The sequence below is a fragment of the Curtobacterium sp. MCSS17_005 genome (assembly GCF_003234225.2).
GTDB classification, from domain to species: domain Bacteria; phylum Actinomycetota; class Actinomycetes; order Actinomycetales; family Microbacteriaceae; genus Curtobacterium; species Curtobacterium flaccumfaciens.
Genome location: NZ_CP126258.1, coordinates 17,418 through 38,617, shown reverse-complemented (window position 1 = coordinate 38,617; position 21,200 = coordinate 17,418). Strand labels below are relative to the sequence as shown.

Sequence of the window (21,200 nt, the reverse complement as noted above, 5' to 3'; positions counted from 1 at the left end):
GAAGTGCAGGCCGAGGGATGCAACTCGCTCGACGAGCGCGTTACACTGGCTCCGAGTTTCAGGCTCGGGACCCAGTTCGTCCCTCGTTCTCCACTCGGAGGACAAATCGAAGCCCACCACTGTTGCTGCAGTGGTGGGCTTCTTCTCTGCCCGGGCCCACGTCCCGGCGACGACACGAACCCGGGACCAGCATGCTGATATCCGACGACCAAGCCGGGGTCTTGCTTCAATTGACCGCGTGATCAACAATGGCCGCATGGACGTCGTCACCGCACCCTCGCTCCCGTCGCCGCTGCACGTCGACACCAGCGCACCCCGCCGGTCCCTCCGCGTCGCCCTCGTGCAGGTGCGGTGGCTCCCCGACCCGGACGAGCACCTGGCCCAGCTCGCCGACGGCATCGCGACCGCCGCAGCGAACGGTGCCACCGCGGTGTTCCTGCCCGAACTCACGCTGCGCCGCTACCCGGGTGACACCCCGGCGAGCGGGACCCCGAAGGACCTCGCCGAGTCGCTGCAGGACGGTCCGACCATCACCTTCGCGCGTGCCCAGGCGATCGAGCACGGCGTGTTCGTGCACGCCTCGCTCTACGAGCGGCCGGACGACGACGACCAGCCCGACGACCCCCGCGGCTACAACACCGCCGTCCTCGTCGCTCCCGACGGCACCCTGGTCGGCCGGACCCGGAAGACCCACATCCCGATCAGCGCCGGCTACCACGAGGACACGTACTTCCGCCCGGGGACCGACGACGATGCCTTCCCCGTGTACGAGCCCGCCGGACTCGGCGCGCGTCTCGGGCTGCCGACGTGCTGGGACGAGTGGTTCCCCGAGGTGGCCCGGTCCTACGGCCTCGCCGGGTCCGAGGTGCTCGTGTACCCGACGGCGATCGGCTCCGAACCGACCTTCCCCGACTTCGACACCGCGCCGATCTGGCAGCGGGTGATCGTGGCGAACGGCATCACGGCCGGGCAGTTCATGGTCGTGCCGAACCGGTGCGGCGACGAGGGCGACATCACCTTCTACGGCTCGTCCTTCATCTCGGACCCGTTCGGCCGGGTGCTCGTCGAGGCGCCCCGTGACGCGAGCGTGGTGCTCGTCGCCGACCTCGACCTCGACGCCCGGACGGAGTGGCTCCGGCTGTTCCCCTTCTACCTGACCCGTCGCCCCGACCTGTACGTCGGGCTCGTCGACCCCGTCGACGAGCAACGCCACGCGTACGGCGCACGCGACGCGATCGACGCGGCCCTGGCCGTGGAACCGGCCACCGCCGGGCGCGGGGCGCGCGCATGACGTGGGTGATGCCTCCCGAGACGGCTCCGCAGGAACGCACCTGGATGGCGTTCCCGCGCCCCGGCCTGACGCTCGGCGACGACGCGGCGAGCGCCGAGGCCGCGCGGACGGCGTGGGCGACCACGGCCAACACGATCAGTGAGCACCAGCCGGTGACCGTCGTCGTGGACCCGGTCGCACGGTCCGATGCCGGTCGCCTGCTGTCGTCCGGCGTGGACGTGCTCGAGGCGCCGCTCGACGACTTCTGGATGCGCGACATCGGCCCGACGTTCGTCGTCGACGACGTGACCGGTGAGCTCGGCGCCGTGGACTGGGTCTTCAACGGCTGGGGCGCGAACCCGTGGTCGACCTGGACCCGTGACGCCGAGGTCGCCGCGACGGTCGCCCGTGCTGCGGGAGCCACGCGGATCCCGTCGTTGCTCGTCAACGAGGGCGGGGCGATCCACGTCGACGGCGCCGGCACCGTGCTCGTGACGGAGACGGTGCAGCTCGACCCGCGCCGGAACCCGTACGCCGACCGGGAGCGCGTCGAGCTGGAGCTGGCGCGCACGATCGGCGCCACCCGGGTGGTCTGGCTGCCCCGCGGTCTGACGCGCGACTACGACGGCTTCGGCACCCGGGGCCACGTCGACATGGTGGCGACCTTCGCCGACCCGGGCACGGTCCTGCTGCACGCCCAGCCGGATGCCGGCCACCCCGACCACCTGGTCATGCCCCAGATCCGGCGAGCGCTCGAGCAGGCGACCGACGCGACGATCATCGAGTTGCCGGCCCCCTCGACGCTGTCGGACGACGGTGGGCCGGTGGACTGGAACTACGTGAACCACGTCGTGGTGAACGGTGGGGTGATCGCCTGCGCCTTCGGCGACCCGGTCGCTGACGACCGCGCCAGGGGCATCCTCGCCGAGGTGTACCCGGGCCGACGGGTCCGCTCGATCGACGCGCGACAGGTGTTCGCGCGGGGTGGTGGCCTGCACTGCATCACGCAGCAGCAACCGGTGGCCTGAACCACTGCCGCGGTGTACAGCGGGTGCCGATCACCTGTACACCGCGGCCGGTCCGCCCACTGCCGACCCGTCGGTATGGTGCTCCGAACTGATCGGGCAACGCTGCCCGGCCCCGAAGAGCAGGGAAGTCACATGGCATCACCGATCGCGGTCACCGCGCCGGCAGCACCGGTGCGCGGCGGGTCGCTGAAGCGGAGCCTCGGGCTCTGGGCGATCGTCGGACTCGGCCTCGGCTACATGACCCCGACGGTCGTGTTCGACACCTTCGGCATCGTCTCCGAGCAGACCGACGGCGCGGTGCCGAGCGCGTACCTGATCGCCCTGGTCATCATGGCGCTCACCGCGATCAGCTACGGGAAGATGGTGCGCGTCTACCCCGCGGCCGGGTCGGCGTACACGTACGTCCGGGAGTCGATGCACCCGAACCTCGGCTTCATGGTCGGCTGGACGTCGCTGCTCGACTACCTGCTGCTGCCGATGGTGAACGCCCTGATCATCCGGCTCTACCTGGAGCAGGTGTTCCCGGGGCTGCCCCCGTGGGTGACCGTCGTCGTCTACTCGGTCTTCGTGACGACGGTGATCTGCCTGTCGATGCGCGGCACGTCGAACCTGAACATGGTGCTGCTCATCAGTGCGGTCCTGGCGATGATCGCGTTCGTGGTCTTCACCGTCATCGAGCTCTCCCAGGGCGCGGGTGCGGGCACGATCGTCAGCGCCGAACCCTTCGTCCACGACGGCGTGACGATGTCGGCCCTGCTCACCGGGGCGACGGTGGTGTGCTTCTCGTTCATCGGCTTCGACGCCGTGACGATGTACACGGAAGAGGCGAAGTCCATCCGCATCATGCCGAAGGCGATCATGCTGACCGTCCTACTCGGCGGCGCGATCTTCCTGGTCTCCGCCTACTTCGCCCAGCTCCGCTTCCCCACCAACGCACCGTTCGGCGAGTTCACCGACGACCCGCTCCCCCAGATCGGCCTGCTCGTCGGCGGTCCGGTGTTCCAGGCGGTCCTGGTGTCGGCCGGGTTCGTCGCCGCGCTCGCCTCGGGTCTCGCGTCGCACGCCAGCGTCGCCCGCATGCTCATGGTGATGGGCCGGAACAACGTGCTGCCGAAGCGGGTCTTCGGCTACGTGCACCCTCGCACGCACACCCCGGTGTTCAACGTCGTCTTCGTCGGCGCGGTCACCCTGCTGGCAATGAGCTTCTCGCTCGACACGATCGCGGCCTACATCAACTTCGGCGCACTCATCGCGTTCACCTTCGTCAACGCCACCGTGATCGTGCACTTCGCGATCCGGAACGGGCGTCGGCACACGGCGGGCGACCGCTGGCGCTACATCGTGCTGCCGGGGGTCGCGATGCTCCTGACCGGGGTGCTCTGGTCACAGCTCCATGCCGACGCCCTGATCGCAGGAGGAGTGTGGGCGGCGATCGGGTTCGTCTACCTGCTCGTCATCACCAAGGGCTTCCGGGTCGCACCGAAGGGCTTCGACGAGAACCAGCCCGTCACCGGTGTGAACAAGCAGCTGACCGACCAGGCCTGACCGGCCACCACGAGAGGACGCCATGTACGCCGTCACCGACCCCACCACGGGCACGACCCTCGAGACCTACCCGACCATCACGGACGCCGAGCTGCACGACGCCGTCGCAGCCGCCGACCGCACGCACACCGAGTGGTCACGGACGACGACGGTCGCCGACCGCGCAGCCCTGCTCCACCGGGTCGCGGACCTGTACCGTGAGCGGCACGCCGAACTCGCCGCCACGATCGTGCGCGAGATGGCGAAGCCGATCGACCAGGCCGAGGGCGAGGTCGACTTCTGCGCCGACATCTACGACTACTACGCGGATCACGCGTCGGAGTTCCTGGCGGACCAGCCGATCACCCTGGCGGACGGGTCCGAGGGGTCCGCGTTCATCCGCAAGGCCTCCATCGGCGTCGTGCTCGGCATCATGCCGTGGAACTTCCCCGCCTACCAGATCGCCCGGTTCGCCGGACCGAACCTGGTCATCGGCAACACCGTCCTGCTGAAGCACGCACCGCAGTGCCCGGAGTCCGCCCTGGCCATCGAGCGGATCTTCCACGACGCCGGCTTCCCGGCCGGGGCCTACACGAACGTGTTCGCGACGAACGACCAGGTCGCCGACGTCATCGCCGACCCGCGCGTGCAGGGTGTCTCGCTCACCGGTTCGGCGCGCGCCGGTGCCGCGGTCGCCGAGATCGCCGGCCGGAACCTGACGAAGGTGGTGCTCGAACTCGGCGGCTCCGACCCCTTCATCGTGCTGTCCACCGACGACCTGGACGCCGTCGTCGAGTCCGCCGTCACCACCCGGCTCGAGGGCAACGGCCAGGTCTGCAACGCTCCGAAGCGGTTCCTGGTGGTCGACGGCCTGTACGACGACTTCCTGACGAAGTTCACCGCGGCGATGTCGGCGGTCGAACCGACGGACCCGAGCGTGCCCGGTGCCGAACTCGGTCCGTTGTCGTCCCCGGCCGCGGCCGATCGGCTGCAGGAGCAGCTCGCTGCCGCCGTCGCGCAGGGTGCGACGGTCGTGACCGGCGGCGATCGCCAGGGCAACGCCTTCCTGCCGACGATCCTGACCGACGTCACGCCGGACAACGACGCCTACCGCGAGGAGTTCTTCGGCCCCGTCGCCGCCGTGTACCGCGTCGCCGACGAGGACGCGGCGATCGCGCTGGCCAACGACACCCCGTACGGCCTCGGCTCGTACCTGTTCACCACCGACGCCGACCAGGCACTCCGGGTCGCCGACCGGATCGAGGCCGGCATGGTCTACGTGAACATCGTCGGCGCGGACAGCCCGGAGCTGCCGTTCGGTGGCGTCAAGGGCAGCGGCTTCGGCCGCGAGCTCGGCCCCCTGGGGGCCGACGAGTTCGTGAACAAGAAGCTGATCCGCATCGGCTGACCGGCGCGGAGACGCCGGCGTCTCCGCCAGACGCCGCCGAATCCGCCGGCGTCTCGCCGACGGGACGGCGTCCGATTAAGACGCCGGTGTGTTGCAGCCGGACCCACGACGGACGGGAGGCGCGGTGCCAGCTGGCACCGCGCCTCCCGTCCGCTCGTCGGTCGCCGCTCCCACGTCGCCACCGGAAGACGCCGTCGTCACGCTTCGACGCCGCGGAACGCGCGAGACGCCGCCGGAGCCGGCGGCGTCTCGCTGACGTGGAGGCGTCGAGCGAACACGCCGGCGTCTCACGCCGCCGCGCCGCCGCACCACCGCGCCGCCGTGCGGTCGCCGCTACTGCTGCGGGTCGGCGGGCTCGCCGCCGGAGTCCGTGTCGCTGTCCTGCTGCGGGTCCTCCGTCGCGTCGCCCGTGGGCGACCCGTCCGGCAGGTCCTCGGTGTACTGCTCCTGGTCCTTCGTGGGGTCGCTGGACCCGTTCGCTGCGTCACTCATGGCCCGAACGGTACGCGCGAGCGCCTGGGTACGTCAGTACCTGGACAGGTCACTCAGCCGTGACCCACCGAGGTGGTTACCGCGTCGCAGCGGCCTGCGGAACGGCCACCAGGATCTCCTCGGCGACCTCGCGACCGATGCGCACGGCACCGTCGACGTGCTGGTAGCCCTGCCCGGCCAGGTCGCTCGACGCGAACCGGATCGGACCGACCGCGGCACGCTGGTCGGCGCCGTAGCGGACGAGCCCGCCCAGGTCGAAGCTCGCCGCGTAGGCGCCGCGCGTCCACTCCTCGGTGCCCCAGTCGCTCTCGTAGTAGACGACCGGGGACAGGGCCTCGTCGCCGTAGTAGTGCGCCAGCGAGGCGAGCACCCGGGCCCGGCGCTCCTCGGTCGACAGCGCGAAAAGGTCGTCGGCGTGCTGGTCGGAGACGAACCCGACCAGGGTCCCCTGCTCGGAACCGTGCGAGGTGTTGTCGTACGCCTCGTGCACGACCTCGTACGGGCTGAACGCGGTGCCGGACAGGCCCGCCGCACGCCAGAAGGGGCGGTCGTAGACGGCGTGCACCTTGATCACGAAGCCCATGGACAGGTGCTGGTGCAGCTGGTGCTGGCGTCGGGGCAGCGGCGGCTCGTACGAGATCCGTGAGTACAGGGGCGGCGGGACCGCGACGAGGGCCTGTCGGGCGAGCACCTCGATCCCGCCGTCGGCGAGGGCGACGACCCCGTCGTCGCTCCAGCGCAGCGTCCGGACCGGTGCGTTCAGGTGCACGTCGTCGCCGAGGCGCTCGGCGAGCCGCTCGGACACCTGCTGCATGCCGCCGACGACCCGCTTGTCCAGGATGAAGTCGGCGTCGACCAGGTTGGTGAAGCTGCCGGCGGACGCCGCCATCAGCAGGGCCTGCAGTGCCGAGAACGCGTGCGCGGGCTTCGTGAGCATCGCGCCGGCGATGAACAGCTCGACGTTGTCGGTCGCGACCCGGTCCGGGCTGAGGTCGTGCAGCCAGGCGCGGAACGAGACTTCGTCGAGGGCGGCCGCGTCCGGGGTCTCCCAGGGGCGCGCCGGGTCGACCTTCGCGACGTACTCGTCGACGACGGCGACGAGCCGTTCGATCTCGTTCGCCGTGGCCTCGGGCAGGGGGAAGATGTCGCCGGTGTACTCGGTCCGGGTGCCGTCGGCGTCGATGTAGACGCTGGAGCCCTCGCGGTACCGGTCGTACGTCTGCAGGCCGAGCTCGTCGAGGGTCTCGAGCAGTGCGGTCTGGTCGGGCGAGACCCACTGCCCGCCGATCTCCAGGGTCACCCCGTCGATGTCGTTCGTCCAGGTGCGGCCCCCCACGCGGTCGCGGGCCTCGAGCACGGCGACCCGCAGGCCGGCAGCGCGCAGGCGGTTCGCGGCGGTGAGACCGGCGACACCGGCTCCGATGACGACGACGTCCTTCTCGATCATCGAGCTGCTCCTTGTGCGGTCGTGGTGCTGTCGGTGTGCCGGAACGGGTCCGGGGTCAGCGTGTACATGGTCTCGAGGTACTCGGCGATGCCCTCGCCGCCGCCCTCGCGACCGAGGCCGGACTGCTTCACGCCGCCGAACGGTGCCGAGGCGTTCGACACGACCCCGGTGTTCAGCCCCAGCATGCCGGTCTCGAGCCGCTCCATCAGGCGCTGCCCCCGTGCCGGGTCCTCGGTGAACGCGTAGCCGACCAGACCGTACTCGGTGTCGTTCGCGGCGGCCACGGCCTCGTCCTCGGAGCTGAACGTGCGGATCGCGAGCACCGGCCCGAAGATCTCGTCGTCGAGGATCGCGCTGCCCGGCTGCACGTCGGTCAGGACGGTCGGCGCGTAGAACGTGCCGGGCCCGTCGACCGGGTGCCCGCCGGTCCGGACCGTCGCCCCGCGCTCGACCGCGTCGGTGACCAGGCGGTGGGCCTTGTCCACGGCGCGGGCGTCGATGAGCGGCCCGATGGCGACGCCGTCCTCGGTCCCCCGGCCGACCCGCATCGCGGCGACCCGTTCGGTGACCCGGCGGGTGAACTCGTCGGCGACGTCCTCGTGCACCAGGAACCGGTTCGCGGCGGTGCAGGCCTGGCCGGTGTTCCGGAACTTCGCGGCGAGCGCGCCCTCCACCGCCAGGTCGAGGTCGGCGTCGGCGAACACCAGGAACGGGGCGTTGCCCCCGAGCTCCATGCTCGTCCGGAGCACGTTCTGTGCCGCCTGGCCGAGCAGGGTGCGTCCGACCGGCGTGGAACCGGTGAACGACAGCTTCCGCAGGCGGGGGTCGGCGATCACGGGCGCGGAGACGTCGGCCGCGTGCGTGGTCGGGACGACGTTGACCACCCCGGCGGGCACGCCGGCCTCGACGAGCAGGTCGGCGAACAGCAGGGTGGTCAACGGCGTCAGTTCGGCCGGCTTCACGACGACGGTGCAGCCGGCGGCGAGCGCCGGCGCGATCTTCCGGGTCGCCATCGCCAACGGGAAGTTCCACGGCGTGATCAGGAACGCGGGCCCGACGGGCTTGTGCGCGACGGTGGCGCGGCCGGTCCCCTCGGGGTTGGTGCCGTACGAACCGCCGATCCGGACCGCTTCCTCGGAGAACCAGCGGAGGAACTCGCCGCCGTACGCGACCTCGCCGCGGGCCTCGGCCAGGGGCTTGCCCATCTCCAGCGTCATCAGGAGCGCGAACTCCTCGCGTCGCTCCTGCAGCAGGTCGAAGGCGCGGCGCAGCACCTCGGCGCGCTGCCGCGGGGGCGTGGTCGCCCAGCCGTGCCGTGCGGCGACGGCGGCGTCCAGCGCCTTCCGGCCGTCCTCGGGCGAGGCGTCGGCGATGTGCAGGAGTGTTTCGCCGGTGGCAGGGTCGACGACGGCGAAGGTCGCGTCGTCGGCCGCCGGCTGCCAGACACCGTCGACCAGGAGGCCCGTGGGGACGCGGTCGAGCACCGCCTGTTCGGCGGCTGGTCCGGTGGCGTCGGGGACGCTGGGCCAGGCAGTCGCGGGGATGGTCGCGCTCACGACGCGGCCAGCCCGTCGAGGACGACGGTCAGGCCGTCGCGGAGCAGGTCGTCGTCGATCGACAGCGGCGGCAGGAAGCGCACGACGTTGCCGTACGTGCCGGCCGTGAGGGCGATGACCCCGTGCTCGAGCGCGTACCGCACCACCCGTCCGGTGAGCCCGGGGTCGGGATCACCGGTGGCGGGGTCGACGAGCTCCATCGCGACCATCGCACCGCGGCCGCGGACGTCGCCGATGCGGGGGTCGTCCGCCTGGGCGCTGCGCAGGGCGTCGAGCAGGACCGTGCCGATCGCCCCGGCGCGCTCGACGAGTCCGTCGTGCTCGAAGGCGTCGATGGCCGCGAGTGCTGCGGCGCAGGCGATCGGGTTGCCGCCGTAGGTCCCGCCGAGGCCGCCGACGTGGGCGGAGTCCATGATCGCCGCGCGCCCGGTCACACCGGACAACGGGAGTCCGCCGGCCATGCCCTTCGCGGTCGTGACGACGTCGGGCACGATCCCCTCGTGCTCGCTGGCGAACATCGCGCCGGTGCGGGCGAACCCGGTCTGCACCTCGTCGGCGATGAACACGACGCCGTTGGCGGTGGCCCACTCGGACAGCGCGGTGAGGAACCCCGGTGCCGGGACGACGAAGCCGCCCTCGCCCTGGATCGGTTCGATCAGGACCGCGGCGGTGTTCTCGGCGCCGACCTGCTTCTCGATCTGGCTGATCGCACGCTTCGCCGCCTCGGGGCCCGACAGCCCGTCGTGGAACGGGTACGACATCGGGACGCGGTAGACCTCGGGTGCGAACGGCCCGAAGCCGTTCTTGTAGGGCTGGTTCTTCGCGGTCAGCGCCATCGTCAGGTTCGTGCGGCCGTGGTAGGCGTGGTCGAACACGACGACGGCCTGCCGACCGGTGTGCTTCCGGGCGATCTTGACGGCGTTCTCGACGGCCTCGGCCCCGGAGTTGAACAGCGCCGTCCGCTTCTCGTGGTCGCCGGGGGTCAGACGGTTGAGCGCCTCGGCCACGGCGACGTACCCGTCGTAGGCGGCGATGGTGAAGCACGTGTGCGTGAAGGCGGCGACCTGCTCGGTGACGGCGGCGACCACGCCGGGGTGGGCGTTGCCGACCGACGTCACGGCGATCCCGGACCCGAGATCGACGAACGAGTTGCCGTCGGCGTCGACCACGACGCCGCCACCGGCCGCGACGACCGCGATGGGCACGGCCACACCGACCCCGGCCGCGACGGCGCCGGCCTTCCGGGCGAGCAGCTCCTGCGATCGCGGACCCGGGACGGCGGTGACGAGCCGTCGTTCCTGGGGCAGCGACGGGCCGCCGGTGGTCGCTCGGGTCGCGGACGCTGCGGTGGAGGACATGCCGCGATGGTAGGAGCCACCACCGCACACTCGTACTGTCCGCGGCGTACATCGACCCCCGGGCGGATCGACCCGGTGGATAGGGTGACGGCATGCCCGCAACGCTGCGCTCCCTGCTGCACCGGGGTGGACTCCACCTGCGCCCGCTCACGGACGCGGACGAGCACGCCCTCGATGCCCCGCTGTCCTGGCTGCACAGCTCGGACCTCGAGGACCCGACGCCGTTCCTCGCCGAGGGACAGGGGCTGCTCACGACCGGCACGCAGTTCGGCGCCGAGGCAGAGGTGCGCGACGACGTCGCCGAGGCCTACGTCCGCCGGCTCGTGGACCGCGGTGTCGTGGCACTCGGGTTCGGCACCGAGGTCGTCCGCGCCGGCACCCCCGACGCCCTGGTCACCGCCTGCAGTCGGCACGGACTGCCGCTGTTCGAGGTGCCCTACGAGACGTCCTTCATCGCGGTCGCGCAGGCCAACGCCGAAGCGGTCGCGCGGGACGCCAACGCGCGCGGCGCCTGGGCCCTCGCCGCGCAGCGTGCCATCTCGCTCGCCGCGATGCGACCGGACGGACTCGGCGCGACCATCGCCGAGCTGTCCCGGCAGCTCGACGGGTGGGTCGGCCTGTTCGACGTCTCCGGGCGACTCGACCGCGGACACCCCGCCGACGCGCTGCCCGCTGCCGACCTCGACCTCCTGCGGACCGAGGCGCTGCGGCTGCTGCGCTCCGGGCAGCGGGCGAGCCTGCCGGTCGCCACGGACCGGGGCGTCGGGTACACGCTGCAGACGCTCGGCAGCGGCGGGCACCTGAGCGGCGTGCTGGCGATCGCGAACGGCGGAGCCCTCGACCGGGCCGGACGCGAGGTCGTCACGGCCGTGATCGCCCTGGCCGGCCTCGCCCTGCAGCAGAACCGCGAGCTCGCCCGTGCCCGGGGGCTCCTGCGGACCGGGCTCCTCACGATGCTGTCCGTCGGCGAACCCGAGGTGGTGCAGGCGACGTCCCGCGAGGTGTGGGGGCCGCTGCCCGCCGAACCCGTCCGGATCGCGGCCGTCGACGTCCCCGACCACGACCTCGACACCGTGGTGGACCTGCTCGAACTGTGGGTGCAGGACCGGCCGGGGCACCTGTTCTTCGCGGTCGACGACGCCGTGTTCCTCTGCGTGAACGCGGACGACACCGGGATCGTCGCCGAACTCGTCGACCGCTTCGACCTGCGCGCCGGCCTGTCCGACGGCGCCGCGTACCGGTCGTTCGGACGCGCCCGCACCGAGGCCGTGCAGGCACTCGACCGACGCCGGGAAGGACGCCCGGGCACCACCGAGTTCGGCGACCTCGCCCGAGAGGGGGTGCTCGCCCACCTCGCCCACGTCGACGTGGACGCCGGTGCGGTCGCCCGCGCCTTCCTCGCCCCGCTGCTCGACCACGACCGCACCGTCGGCACCGAGCTCACGGGCACCGTCCGGACCTGGCTGCAGGAGAACTGCGAGTACGACCGCACCGCACGGGTCCTCGGCATCCACCGGCACACCGCCCGCGCCCGGGTGGAGCACGCCGGTCGGCTCCTCGACCGTGACCTCTCCGTCTTCTCGACCCGGGCCGACCTCTGGGCAGCCTTCGTGGTCGAGGGCGGGTGACGCGCGGATACGGTGGGACGATGCCGTCGACACCGGCCCGCCGGCGCCTGAGCCCGGCCGAACGCGGAGCCCAGATCACGGCGGCCGCCGTCGAACTGGCGCGTGCCGAGGGCCTCGCGGCGGTGACGCTCCGCGGGGTCGCCGCCGTGATCGGGGTCGCACCCTCGCTCGTCGCCCACTACCGCCCGAGCATGGAGGACCTGGTCGGTGAGACGTTCCGCACCGTCGCGGTCGCCGAGGTCGCCGAGGTCCGCGCGATCGTCACCGCTGCGCCCGACCCCGTCTCCGGTCTCCGCACCCTGCTCGGCTGCATCGCCGACCCCGCCCGCGACGACGTCGCCACCCTGTGGGCCGACGCGTGGAGCATCGGCCGCACGAACGCGGCACTGGCGACCGCGGCACGGGACGTCATGGACGACTGGCAGCTCCTCGCCACCACGGTCGTCGTCGACGGGGTGCGCGCGGGGGTACTGCACACCGACGACCCGGACGGCGTCGGACGCCTGCTCTTCGCGCTCGTCGACGCCACCAACGGGTACGCCCTGGTCGACTACCTCGACCGCCCGATCCGCGAGGGCCTGGTCCGCACGACGATCGCACGAGCGGTGGGCCTGGACGGGTCAGCCCTGTCGGGGTGACACCCGCCGGAGCGCCACCCACTGCAGCAGCATGATCGTCTTGCCGTCGACGATCCGACCGTCCGCCACCATCGCGAGCGCCTCGTCGAGCTGCACCTCGAGCACCTCGATGTCCTCGCCCTCGTCCTCCACGCCGCCACCGGCCTCGACCCGGTCGGCCGGCGTGTACGCGCCGAGGGAGAAGTGGACCCGCTCGGTGACCGATCCGGGGCTCATGAACACGTCACCCAGGTACTCGATCGCACCGAGCCGGATGCCGAGCTCCTCGGCGGCCTCACGCCGGACCGCGGTCTCGGGGTCGTCCTCGTCGAGCAGTCCCGCCGCGGCCTCGATCAACATGCCGTCCGGGTGTCCGTTCACGTACGCCGGCCACCGGAACTGCCGCGTGAGCAGGACGGTGCCGCGCTCGGCGTCGAACGGCAGGACCGTCGCACCGTTCCCGCGGTCGTAGGTCTCGCGCTGCTGCCGGTCCCACCGACCGTCACGGCGCCGGACGTCGAGGGTCGTGCGGCGGAGCACGTGCCACCCGTTCGACACCACCTCGACGTCCTGCACGACGACGTCGGGGTTGCGGTCGAGGGCACGGCCCACGGCGTCGAGGCCCGTGCGACCACGGTCGTCGGGGACATCGACACCGGGACGGGGGACGGTCGTGCGTTCGTCGGTCACCCGGTCACCGTAGCGGGGCACCTCGGCAGGACCCCGTCCGCTCGGTACGCTCGACGTGCCGCACCAGGGAGCGGCAGAGGACGGTGCAGCATGACCAGGACGTTCATCCTCCGACGACCGGACCGACCGCAGGTGGTCACCGTGTCCTTCGTGCTGTGGCTGGTGTGGGTGGCAGCCTGCGTCGCGGCCACGGTGCTCCAGTTCTTCGCGACGGACGCGGCGGTCGGCCAGGCGCCGGTCCTCGCCGGGATCGTCGCCCTGGTGCTCTGGGCCCTGGTGACGTGGGCGGTGTTCCGGACGGCCGCTGGCTCCCGCGTCGCGCGCATCGTGCTCGTCGTCGTCGCGGCCTTCCGCGCGCTCCTGAGCGTCACCGGCGGCGAACTCGCGGTCCTGACGATCGCGCTGTCGGTCGTCGCCGCGGTCCTGCTGTTCCTGCCCAGCGCGCGCCCGTTCTTCGCCCCGCAGCCGGCCCGGAGAGCCGACCACGGGTTCGACGGAACCGGCGTGTCGGGGCCGAGCCGTGCCTCCAGGCCGGATGCCGACCACACGACGGACGCCGACCGGGGCTGAGGCCGGACGCGTCGACGGCCGTCCCCGGCCCGGCCCGAGAAACAGGAAAGGCCCCGGATTCCTCCGGGGCCTTTCCTGTCTTCGCCTGGTGCGCGAGGGGGGACTTGAACCCCCACGCCGTTTCCAGCACACGGACCTGAACCGTGCGCGTCTACCAATTCCGCCACTCGCGCCAGCCCCGAAACACTACCACGCACAGACGGGTGTCAACGCCAACCACTACCATGCAGTGGTTGACGACCGACGACACGGGAGACGCATGGGCCTGCTGGACAACTTCGAGCGAGGGTTGGAACGCGCCGTCAACGGCGCGTTCGCCAAGACCTTCCGCTCCGGGGTGCAGCCCGTCGAGATCTCGAGCGCCCTGCGGCGGGAGCTCGACACAAAGGCCGCGGTGGTCTCCCGTGAACGCATCCTCGTGCCGAACGAGTTCACCGTGCGCCTGGCGCCGCCCGACTTCACGCGCATGAACGACGTCGGTCGCCCGCTCATCGACGAACTGACCCAGATGGTGCACCAACACGCCGTCGCGCAGAACTACTCGTTCTCCGGCCCGGTCACCATCCGGCTCCAGCAGGACGGCACGCTCTCGACGGGCATCCTGCAGGTCGACTCCACCACCGTCCAGCGCGACGTGGCCTGGATCCCGGTGCTCGACATCGGCTCGCAGCGACACCGACTGCACCGCGGGCGCACGGTGATCGGGCGCGGCAGCGACGCGGACATCACCATCGCGGACACCGGGACGAGCCGGAAGCACGTCGAGGTGCTGTGGGACGGCAAGCACGCCCAGGCCACCGATCTCGGCTCCACGAACGGCTCGAAACTGAACGGTCAGCACTTCCAGCAGGCGATCGTCGAGCCGGACTCCACCATCGAGATCGGTCGTACCCGTATGGTGTTCCGGGTGATCCCGGAGAACGACGGAGGTGCTCGATGACCACAGGCCTGACCCTGCTCGTCCTGCGCTTCGCGTTCCTCGCGGTGCTCTGGCTGTTCGTCTTCGTGATCGTGTTCGCCCTGCGCAGCGATCTCTTCGGCCAGCGCGTCCGCACGATCCCGACCGATCCCAAGTCGGCGCCGTCCGGGCCCAGCACCCCCACCGTCCCCGCTGCGGCGACCCCCGGGCCCGCCTCGAGCGGTGCGTTCACCGACGTGATCGGGCAACCCGGTGGTGCGCAGCGTCCTGCCTCGCCTGCCGCGGCCCGACTGGTCATCACCGAGGGTGCGCGCGAGGGCATGGAGATGCCGCTGGGTGGCGGCCCCATCACGATCGGACGTTCGAGCGAGTCCAACGTCGTGATCCGTGACGACTACACCTCGACCAACCACGCCCGCCTCGACCTCCGCGCCGACGGCTGGCTCCTCACCGACCTCGAGTCCACGAACGGCACCTTCGTCAACGGTCAGAAGGTGAGCGCTCCCGTCCTCGTGGCAGAGGGCACGCCCATCACGATCGGGACGACGACGTTCGAGCTGCGGCGGTAACCCGGCATGACCGCTCGCACGCTGAGCGCTGCTGTGTCCCACGTGGGGCGCATCCGCGCGAACAACCAGGACTCCGGCTACGCCGGGGCGCACCTGTTCGCGGTGGCGGACGGCATGGGCGGCCACGCCGGCGGTGACGTCGCCTCCGCGATCGCGATCCGGCGCATCCGCGAGGTCGACCGCGAGTTCCCGTCGGCGCACGACGCCGAGTTCGCGCTGCAGTCGGCGCTCATCGCGGCGAACCAGCTGATCACCGAGACCGTGTTCGAGCACCAGGAGCTCACCGGCATGGGCACCACGGTGTCCGCGATGATCCGCGTCGGCGAGCAGATCGCCATCGCGCACATCGGCGACTCCCGCATCTACCGTCACCGCGACGGCGAGCTGCAGCAGATCACGTCGGACCACACCTTCGTCCAGCGGCTCGTCGACAGCGGTCGGATCACGCCGGAGGAAGCCGCGGTCCACCCGCGTCGCTCCGTGCTGATGCGCGTGCTCGGTGACGTCGACGCCGCACCCGAGGTCGACACGGCGATCATGGACATCCAGCCGGGCGACCGCTGGCTGCTCTGCTCCGACGGCCTGTCCTCGTACCTCGCCGAAGAGCGCATCCGTCACGCCCTGGCGTCGAACATGGACGCCAACCAGGTCACGCAGCGCCTGGTGAAGGAGACGCTCGACCACGGCGCCCCCGACAACGTCACCGTCGTGGTGATGGACGTCACGGACACCGAACCCGAAGACGACGACGACGCGGCCACCACCGTCGGCTCCGCCGCGGCACCGCTCACCTTCGAGGCGTCGACCGGCCGCAAGCCGATCCGCCTCCCCACGATCCTGCTGCACCCGCTCAAGGTCACCACCGCGCCCGAGGACTCGCACTTCGAGCCGGAGTCCGACCAGTTCTTCGCCGAACTCATCGCCGAGGACCGCCGACGCCGCATCCGTCGTCGGGTGTCCTGGACCGTCGCACTCGTGGTCGCGGTCGCCGTGCTCGTCGGCGCGGTGTTCGTCGGCTGGCGGATCACGCAGGACCACTACTACGTCGGCACCGACCGGGGCACCGTCGCGATCTACAAGGGCGTGCAGCAGTCGATCGGGCCGTTGGCGCTGTCGGACGTGTACGAGGACAGCGACATCACGGTCTCGTCGCTGCCGGACTACACCCGCGAGAACGTCCGCTCGACGATCAACGCGCAGTCGCTCTCCGACGCCCGTGACATCGTCGACCGTCTGCGCAAGGCCGCCGCGACCGGTGAGGACCAGGCCGGCACCGGCGGGGACGGCGATGCCAGCTCGTCGCCGTCGCCGTCGCCCTCGCCGACCCGTTCGTCCTCGCCGAGCCCCACGCGGAGCCCGCGATGAGCAACGCCACGGCCGCCCAGTCCTTCACGCAGGCGATCACGATCAAGCTCCGGGAGCCCGCCCGCGCGCGGAACCTCGAGCTCTTCCTGCTCGTCATCGCGTGCGGCATCTGCGCGGGTGCGATGGTGCTCGTGCAGCTCGGCACCAAGGGCCGCCTGTTCGACCAGTCGGTGCTCTGGGTCGGCGGCGGCATCCTCGGCCTCGCGCTGGTCATGCACGTGGTGCTGCGCGTCGTGGCGAAGAACGCCGACCCGTTCATCCTGCCGATCGCGCTCGTCCTGAACGGCATCGGCATCGCCGAGATCTACCGCATCGACGTCCACAACGGCCTGTCCGGCTGGGACGCCATCGGCGTGAAGCAGATCGTCTGGACGATGCTCGCGATGGTCCTGGCGATCATCACGCTCGTCGCCGTCCGGAACCACCGGTTCCTGCAGCGGTACCGCTACATCTTCATGGCGCTGACGATCGTCCTGCTGCTCCTGCCGATGCTGCCGGGGATCGGCACGAACATCGGTGGCGCGCGGGTCTGGATCAAGATCGGACCGTTCTCGTTCCAGCCCGGTGAGCTCGCGAAGATCACCATGGCGCTGTTCTTCGCCGGGTACCTCGTCACCGCCCGCGACTCGCTGTCGATCGTCGGCAAGAAGTTCCTCGGCATGACGTTCCCGCGTGCCCGTGACCTCGGCCCGATCCTGGTCATGTGGGGCGCCGCGATGGCCGTCCTCGTGTTCCAGCGCGACCTCGGCACCGCCCTGCTCTACTTCGGGCTGTTCCTCGTGATGATCTACGTCGCCACGGCACGCATCAGCTGGGTCGCGATCGGTCTCACGCTGTTCATCGGTGGAGCCCTCGTCGCGCAGAGCGTCCTGGAGTACGTCCGCGGCCGCTTCGAACAGTGGCTCGACCCGTTCAACCAAGAGGTCTTCAGCCGTGACACCCAGGCGAGCTACCAGCTCGTGCAGGGCCTGTTCGGCTTCGCGAACGGTGGGATCACCGGCACGGGGCTCGGCCAGGGACGGCCGTACATCACGCCGGTCGCCAACGCCGACTACATCGTCGCGTCGCTCGGTGAAGAGCTCGGCCTGATCGGCGTCTTCGCGATCCTCGCCCTCTTCATCGTGTTCGCCTCGCGTGGCATCCGCGTCGGGTTCATGGCGCAGGACGACTTCGGCAAGCTGCTCGGTGTCGGCTTCGGCTTCATCATCGCCCTGCAGGTGTTCGTCGTCGTCGGCGGCATCACCCGGATCATCCCGGTGACCGGTCTGACCACGCCGTTCATGGCCGCCGGTGGTTCCTCGCTCATCGCCAACTGGATCATCGCCGCGATGCTGCTGCGACTCACCGATTCCATCCCAGCCGAACAACGCGTCCAGCAGGGCGCGATCCCCGCCGCGAGCGGGCGGTCTGCGCGCGCGACCAGGAAGGAGCGTCGTCGATGAACCGACAGCTCCGCGGTGTCTCGACCGTCATCGTGCTCATGTTCGTCGCACTCTTCGTGTCGACGACGTCGATCCAGTTCTTCGCGGCCGACTCGTTGCGCGCCGACTCCCGGAACTCCCGAACCATCTTGGACAGTTACTCCACCAAGCGTGGCGCGATCCTCGTCGACGGCAGCCCGATCGCCGAGTCGACCCCGGTGGACGACCAGTACCAGTACCAGCGGAAGTACACGAACGGCGACCTGTACTCCGCGGTCACCGGGTACTTCACGATCGGGCAGGGCAACACCGGCATCGAGAGCGCGGAGAACACCGTGCTCTCGGGCAACTCGGACGCCTCGTTCTTCCAGAACCTCAACTCGATCCTCACCGGCCAGGACGTCCAGGGCGACAACGTCAACCTGACCATCGACCCGGACGTGCAGCAGGCCGCGTACGACGCGCTCGGCACCAACAGCGGCGCCGTCGTCGCGATCCAGCCGAAGACCGGCAAGATCCTCGCGATGGTGTCGAAGCCGAGCTACGACCCGAACTCGCTCACCTCGCACGACACGGCCGAGGTCAAGCGGCAGTACGACGCGCTGCTCGGGGCCGACACCGCCCCGCTCCAGAACCGTGCCATCGGCGGCGACCTGTACACCCCCGGATCGGTGTTCAAGCTCGTGGTGGCGTCGGCGGCACTCGAGGGTGGCAAGTACAACCTCGACTCCACGTTCCCGAACCCGTCGCGACTGCAGCTGCCGGGCACGAGCTCGTACATCAACAACGCCGAGGGCGGCACCTGCGGCGGCGGCGACAAGGTCAAGCTCCGCACGGCGATCCAGTACTCGTGCAACATCCCCTTCGCCGAACTCGGCCAGAAGCTCGGGTACGACGCGATCAAGAGCATGGCCGACAAGTACGGCTTCGGCGACGCGATCGAGATCCCGATGGCGGCGACCGCCAGCCAGTACCCCGACGTCGACTCGACGGCCCAGCTCATGCTGAGCGCCTTCGGCCAGGCGAGCGTGCGGGTCTCCCCACTGCAGATGGCGATGGTGTCGGCCGGCATCGCGAACGGCGGCAAGGTCATGCAGCCCTCGCTCGTCGACTCGATCACCACCAGCGACCTGAAGACGGTCGAGTCCTTCTCCCCGAAGCAGTACAGTGATCCGCTGTCGTCCTCCGAGTCCGCTGACCTCACCGAGGCCATGCAGAGCGTCGTGAGCGCGGGGACCGGTACCAATGCCAAGATCGACGGTGTCGACGTCGCCGGCAAGACCGGCACGGCCGAGGGTGGCACCGGCGATCCCTACACGCTCTGGTTCACGGGGTTCGCCCCCGCCAAGGACCCGGAGGTCGCCGTCGCGGTCGTCGTCGGCAACGGCGGCGGGCTCGGGCAGTCCGGAGTCGGCAACACGGTCGCGGCCCCGGTCGCGAAGAAAGTCATGGAGGCGGTGCTGAACAAATGAGACCCACCAGCGGACTCACCTTCGGTGGGCGGTACCAGCTCTCCTCCCGGGTCGCCATCGGCGGCATGGGCGAGGTGTGGCAGGCGACCGACCTCGTCATCGGCCGAACCGTCGCACTCAAGATCCTCAAGGACGAGTACCTCGGTGACCCCGGCTTCCTCGAGCGCTTCCGCGCCGAGGCCCGGCACGCCGCCCTCGTCAACCACGAGGGCATCGCCAACGTCTTCGACTACGGCGAGGAGGACGGCAGTGCCTACCTCGTGATGGAGCTCGTCCCCGGCGAGGCCCTGTCGACCATGATCGAGCGCGAGCACACGCTCCCGGTCGACAAGGTGCTCGACATCGTCGCGCAGACCGCGAACGCCCTGCAGGCCGCACACGCGGTCGGCCTGGTGCACCGCGACATCAAGCCCGGCAACCTGCTCATCACGCCCGACGGTCGCGTCAAGATCACCGACTTCGGCATCGCCCGAATCGCCGACCAGGTCCCGCTCACCGCGACCGGTCAGGTGATGGGGACGGTGCAGTACCTGTCGCCCGAGCAGGCGAGCGGTCACCCCGCCTCGCCGTCGACCGACATCTACTCGCTCGGCATCGTCGCGTACGAGGCCCTGGCGGGTCGTCGTCCGTTCACCGGTGAGTCGCAGGTCGCGATCGCGATGGCGCACATCAACGAGCAGCCGCCGCCGCTGCCCGGGGACATCCCCGAGCCGGTCTCGGCCCTGGTCATCTCGTGCATCGCGAAGAAGCCGGCCGACCGTCCCGCGACGGCCGCGAACCTCGCCCGCGCCGCACAGGCGCTGCGTCGTGGTGACGTCGCCGCGGCCACCGTGGCCGTCCCCGCGATCGCGCAGAACGGCACCGTCGCGTTCAACCCGCCCCAGGGCCAGGGCAACGACGCAGCGACCGCACTCATCGGCACCCAGGCCGGAGCGATGGCCGGCGGACCGGGCACCCCCCGCTCGCCCGTCTCCGACGAGCCCGAGGAACCGAAGAAGAAGCGCGCCTGGATCTGGTGGGTCGTCGGCATCATCGTCGTGCTCGCCATCGCCGCCGGCGCCGCGTACGCCCTGAACGCGAACAACGCCCCGGAACCCGAGCCCACGAAGTCCTCGAGCACGCCGAAGGCGACCCGCACGCCCACGCAGACCCCGTCCCCCGAGCCGACCGAGACCCGCGTCACGGTCTCGGCTGCGGACTACCAGGGGCAGAACGCCGAGCAGGTCGCGAACCAGCTCCGCGCCCGGGGCCTGCAGGCCGAGGTCGTCGCCGGGTCGAGCGCGACGTCGTCCGACCAGGTCGGCACCGTCGAGTCGCTCAGCCCCGAGGGCAGCCTGGCTCCCGGCACCCTCGTCACCGTCAAGGCGTTCGGCGACGTGCTGACCGCACCGGCGCCCGAGCGTGCCACCGGTGGGACCGTCAGCGAGTCCGGTCGCGTGACCTTCAGCTGGCCCGCGTACACGAGCTGCCCCGCCGGGTACTCGGACGTGAGCTACACGTACACGATCGACAACGGCACCGTCCCCTCGAACGGCAGCAGCTCCGGCTCCACCTCGGGCACCGCGGTGACCGTCGCCGGTGCTCAGTACGGCAAGGTGACCCTGTCGTACAAGGTGACCTGCAAGTCGCCGCAGTCCGATTCCTCGGTGGTCTCCGCGTCCTCCCCGGGCGCCCAGGTCGAGTGGACCGAGCCCACGGACCAGGAGACGACCAACCCGGACGACGGGATCAACCCCACCGAGACCCCGCAAGACGACCTGTGAACGACCCCCGGACGGGGACTGTCGACACCGTTCGGTAACGGTTCGGTCGACCCCTCCCTGACCAGCGTCTCACCAGGCGGTGCTGCCGTACACTAGCCCGGAC

At 70.9% G+C, this 21,200-nt stretch carries 18 protein-coding genes and 1 tRNA gene; 13 read left to right on the top strand and 6 right to left on the bottom strand.

What is annotated here, in order from left to right:
- Nucleotides 1–256 precede the first annotated feature (256 nt).
- The 4 genes from DEJ20_RS00175 to DEJ20_RS00160 all read left to right on the top strand — a co-directional run bounded on the left by DEJ20_RS00175 (nucleotide 257) and on the right by DEJ20_RS00160 (nucleotide 5,230).
- Nucleotides 257–1,291: a nitrilase-related carbon-nitrogen hydrolase gene (locus tag DEJ20_RS00175; RefSeq protein ID WP_111234483.1), complete on the top strand. Its 1,035-nt coding sequence runs from the start codon at nucleotides 257–259 to the stop codon at nucleotides 1,289–1,291.
- Complete coding sequence (locus DEJ20_RS00170) at nucleotides 1,288–2,298, top strand: agmatine deiminase family protein (RefSeq protein WP_111234484.1); 1,011 nt, start codon at nucleotides 1,288–1,290, stop codon at nucleotides 2,296–2,298. Before DEJ20_RS00175 ends, DEJ20_RS00170 begins: the two co-directional genes overlap by 4 nt.
- A gap of 132 nt (nucleotides 2,299–2,430) precedes the next feature.
- On the top strand, nucleotides 2,431–3,843 hold the full coding sequence (locus DEJ20_RS00165; protein ID WP_111234485.1) for an APC family permease: 1,413 nt from the start codon (nucleotides 2,431–2,433) through the stop codon (nucleotides 3,841–3,843).
- 22 nt (nucleotides 3,844–3,865) lie between these two features.
- Nucleotides 3,866–5,230, top strand: coding sequence for an NAD-dependent succinate-semialdehyde dehydrogenase (locus tag DEJ20_RS00160; protein WP_111234486.1), 1,365 nt, complete (start codon nucleotides 3,866–3,868; stop codon nucleotides 5,228–5,230).
- A gap of 333 nt (nucleotides 5,231–5,563) precedes the next feature.
- On the opposite strand, the gene DEJ20_RS00155 is transcribed toward DEJ20_RS00160, so the two are convergent.
- The 4 genes from DEJ20_RS00155 to gabT form a co-directional block, all read right to left on the bottom strand.
- Nucleotides 5,564–5,722 (bottom strand): hypothetical protein, encoded by a 159-nt coding sequence (locus DEJ20_RS00155; RefSeq protein ID WP_155896911.1) that lies wholly within the window; start codon nucleotides 5,720–5,722, stop codon nucleotides 5,564–5,566.
- 76 nt (nucleotides 5,723–5,798) lie between these two features.
- Nucleotides 5,799–7,169 carry a flavin monoamine oxidase family protein gene (locus DEJ20_RS00150; RefSeq protein ID WP_111234487.1) on the bottom strand — a complete coding sequence of 457 codons (1,371 nt, stop codon included), beginning with the start codon at nucleotides 7,167–7,169 and terminating at the stop codon, nucleotides 5,799–5,801.
- Entirely contained in the window at nucleotides 7,166–8,653 is a 1,488-nt protein-coding gene (locus DEJ20_RS00145) for an NAD-dependent succinate-semialdehyde dehydrogenase (protein WP_111234705.1), read from the bottom strand. The genes DEJ20_RS00150 and DEJ20_RS00145 overlap by 4 nt, the downstream gene beginning before the upstream one ends.
- Nucleotides 8,654–8,721: 68 nt before the next feature.
- Nucleotides 8,722–10,083 carry a 4-aminobutyrate--2-oxoglutarate transaminase gene (gene gabT, locus DEJ20_RS00140; RefSeq protein ID WP_111234488.1) on the bottom strand — a complete coding sequence of 454 codons (1,362 nt, stop codon included), beginning with the start codon at nucleotides 10,081–10,083 and terminating at the stop codon, nucleotides 8,722–8,724.
- 92 nt (nucleotides 10,084–10,175) lie between these two features.
- Between gabT and DEJ20_RS00135 the strand changes: the two genes are divergently transcribed.
- Both DEJ20_RS00135 and DEJ20_RS00130 read left to right on the top strand, forming a co-directional pair.
- Nucleotides 10,176–11,711, top strand: a complete 1,536-nt coding sequence (locus DEJ20_RS00135; protein ID WP_111234489.1) for a PucR family transcriptional regulator — start codon at nucleotides 10,176–10,178, stop codon at nucleotides 11,709–11,711.
- A gap of 20 nt (nucleotides 11,712–11,731) precedes the next feature.
- Nucleotides 11,732–12,349 carry a TetR/AcrR family transcriptional regulator gene (locus tag DEJ20_RS00130; RefSeq protein WP_111234490.1) on the top strand — a complete coding sequence of 206 codons (618 nt, stop codon included), beginning with the start codon at nucleotides 11,732–11,734 and terminating at the stop codon, nucleotides 12,347–12,349.
- Here DEJ20_RS00130 and DEJ20_RS00125 read toward each other — a convergent pair.
- On the bottom strand, nucleotides 12,332–13,018 hold the full coding sequence (locus DEJ20_RS00125) for an NUDIX domain-containing protein (protein ID WP_111234706.1): 687 nt from the start codon (nucleotides 13,016–13,018) through the stop codon (nucleotides 12,332–12,334). The genes DEJ20_RS00130 and DEJ20_RS00125 overlap by 18 nt on opposite strands.
- A 90-nt stretch (nucleotides 13,019–13,108) precedes the next feature.
- Here DEJ20_RS00125 and DEJ20_RS00120 point away from each other — a divergent pair, with 90 nt between their 5' ends.
- Nucleotides 13,109–13,588: a hypothetical protein gene (locus tag DEJ20_RS00120; protein ID WP_111234491.1), complete on the top strand. Its 480-nt coding sequence runs from the start codon at nucleotides 13,109–13,111 to the stop codon at nucleotides 13,586–13,588.
- A gap of 86 nt (nucleotides 13,589–13,674) precedes the next feature.
- Here DEJ20_RS00120 and DEJ20_RS00115 read toward each other — a convergent pair.
- Nucleotides 13,675–13,761, bottom strand: a tRNA-Leu gene (locus DEJ20_RS00115).
- Nucleotides 13,762–13,847: 86 nt separating this feature from the next.
- Here DEJ20_RS00115 and DEJ20_RS00110 point away from each other — a divergent pair.
- From DEJ20_RS00110 to DEJ20_RS00085, 6 genes are read left to right on the top strand one after another with little or no spacing between them, the layout of a single operon-like run.
- Nucleotides 13,848–14,528 (top strand): FHA domain-containing protein, encoded by a 681-nt coding sequence (locus DEJ20_RS00110; RefSeq protein ID WP_110863674.1) that lies wholly within the window; start codon nucleotides 13,848–13,850, stop codon nucleotides 14,526–14,528.
- On the top strand, nucleotides 14,525–15,076 hold the full coding sequence (locus tag DEJ20_RS00105) for an FHA domain-containing protein FhaB/FipA (RefSeq protein ID WP_111234492.1): 552 nt from the start codon (nucleotides 14,525–14,527) through the stop codon (nucleotides 15,074–15,076). Before DEJ20_RS00110 ends, DEJ20_RS00105 begins: the two co-directional genes overlap by 4 nt.
- Nucleotides 15,077–15,082: 6 nt before the next feature.
- Entirely contained in the window at nucleotides 15,083–16,441 is a 1,359-nt protein-coding gene (locus DEJ20_RS00100; protein WP_111234493.1) for a Stp1/IreP family PP2C-type Ser/Thr phosphatase, read from the top strand.
- Complete coding sequence (locus DEJ20_RS00095) at nucleotides 16,438–17,883, top strand: FtsW/RodA/SpoVE family cell cycle protein (RefSeq protein WP_071404142.1); 1,446 nt, start codon at nucleotides 16,438–16,440, stop codon at nucleotides 17,881–17,883. Before DEJ20_RS00100 ends, DEJ20_RS00095 begins: the two co-directional genes overlap by 4 nt.
- The gene (locus tag DEJ20_RS00090) at nucleotides 17,880–19,334 is read left to right on the top strand and encodes a peptidoglycan D,D-transpeptidase FtsI family protein (RefSeq protein WP_110863675.1); all 1,455 of its coding nucleotides are present in this window, start codon (nucleotides 17,880–17,882) and stop codon (nucleotides 19,332–19,334) included. Before DEJ20_RS00095 ends, DEJ20_RS00090 begins: the two co-directional genes overlap by 4 nt.
- Nucleotides 19,331–21,097, top strand: a complete 1,767-nt coding sequence (locus DEJ20_RS00085; RefSeq protein ID WP_111234494.1) for a serine/threonine-protein kinase — start codon at nucleotides 19,331–19,333, stop codon at nucleotides 21,095–21,097. The genes DEJ20_RS00090 and DEJ20_RS00085 overlap by 4 nt, the downstream gene beginning before the upstream one ends.
- The last annotated feature ends 103 nt before the right edge of the window (nucleotides 21,098–21,200 follow it).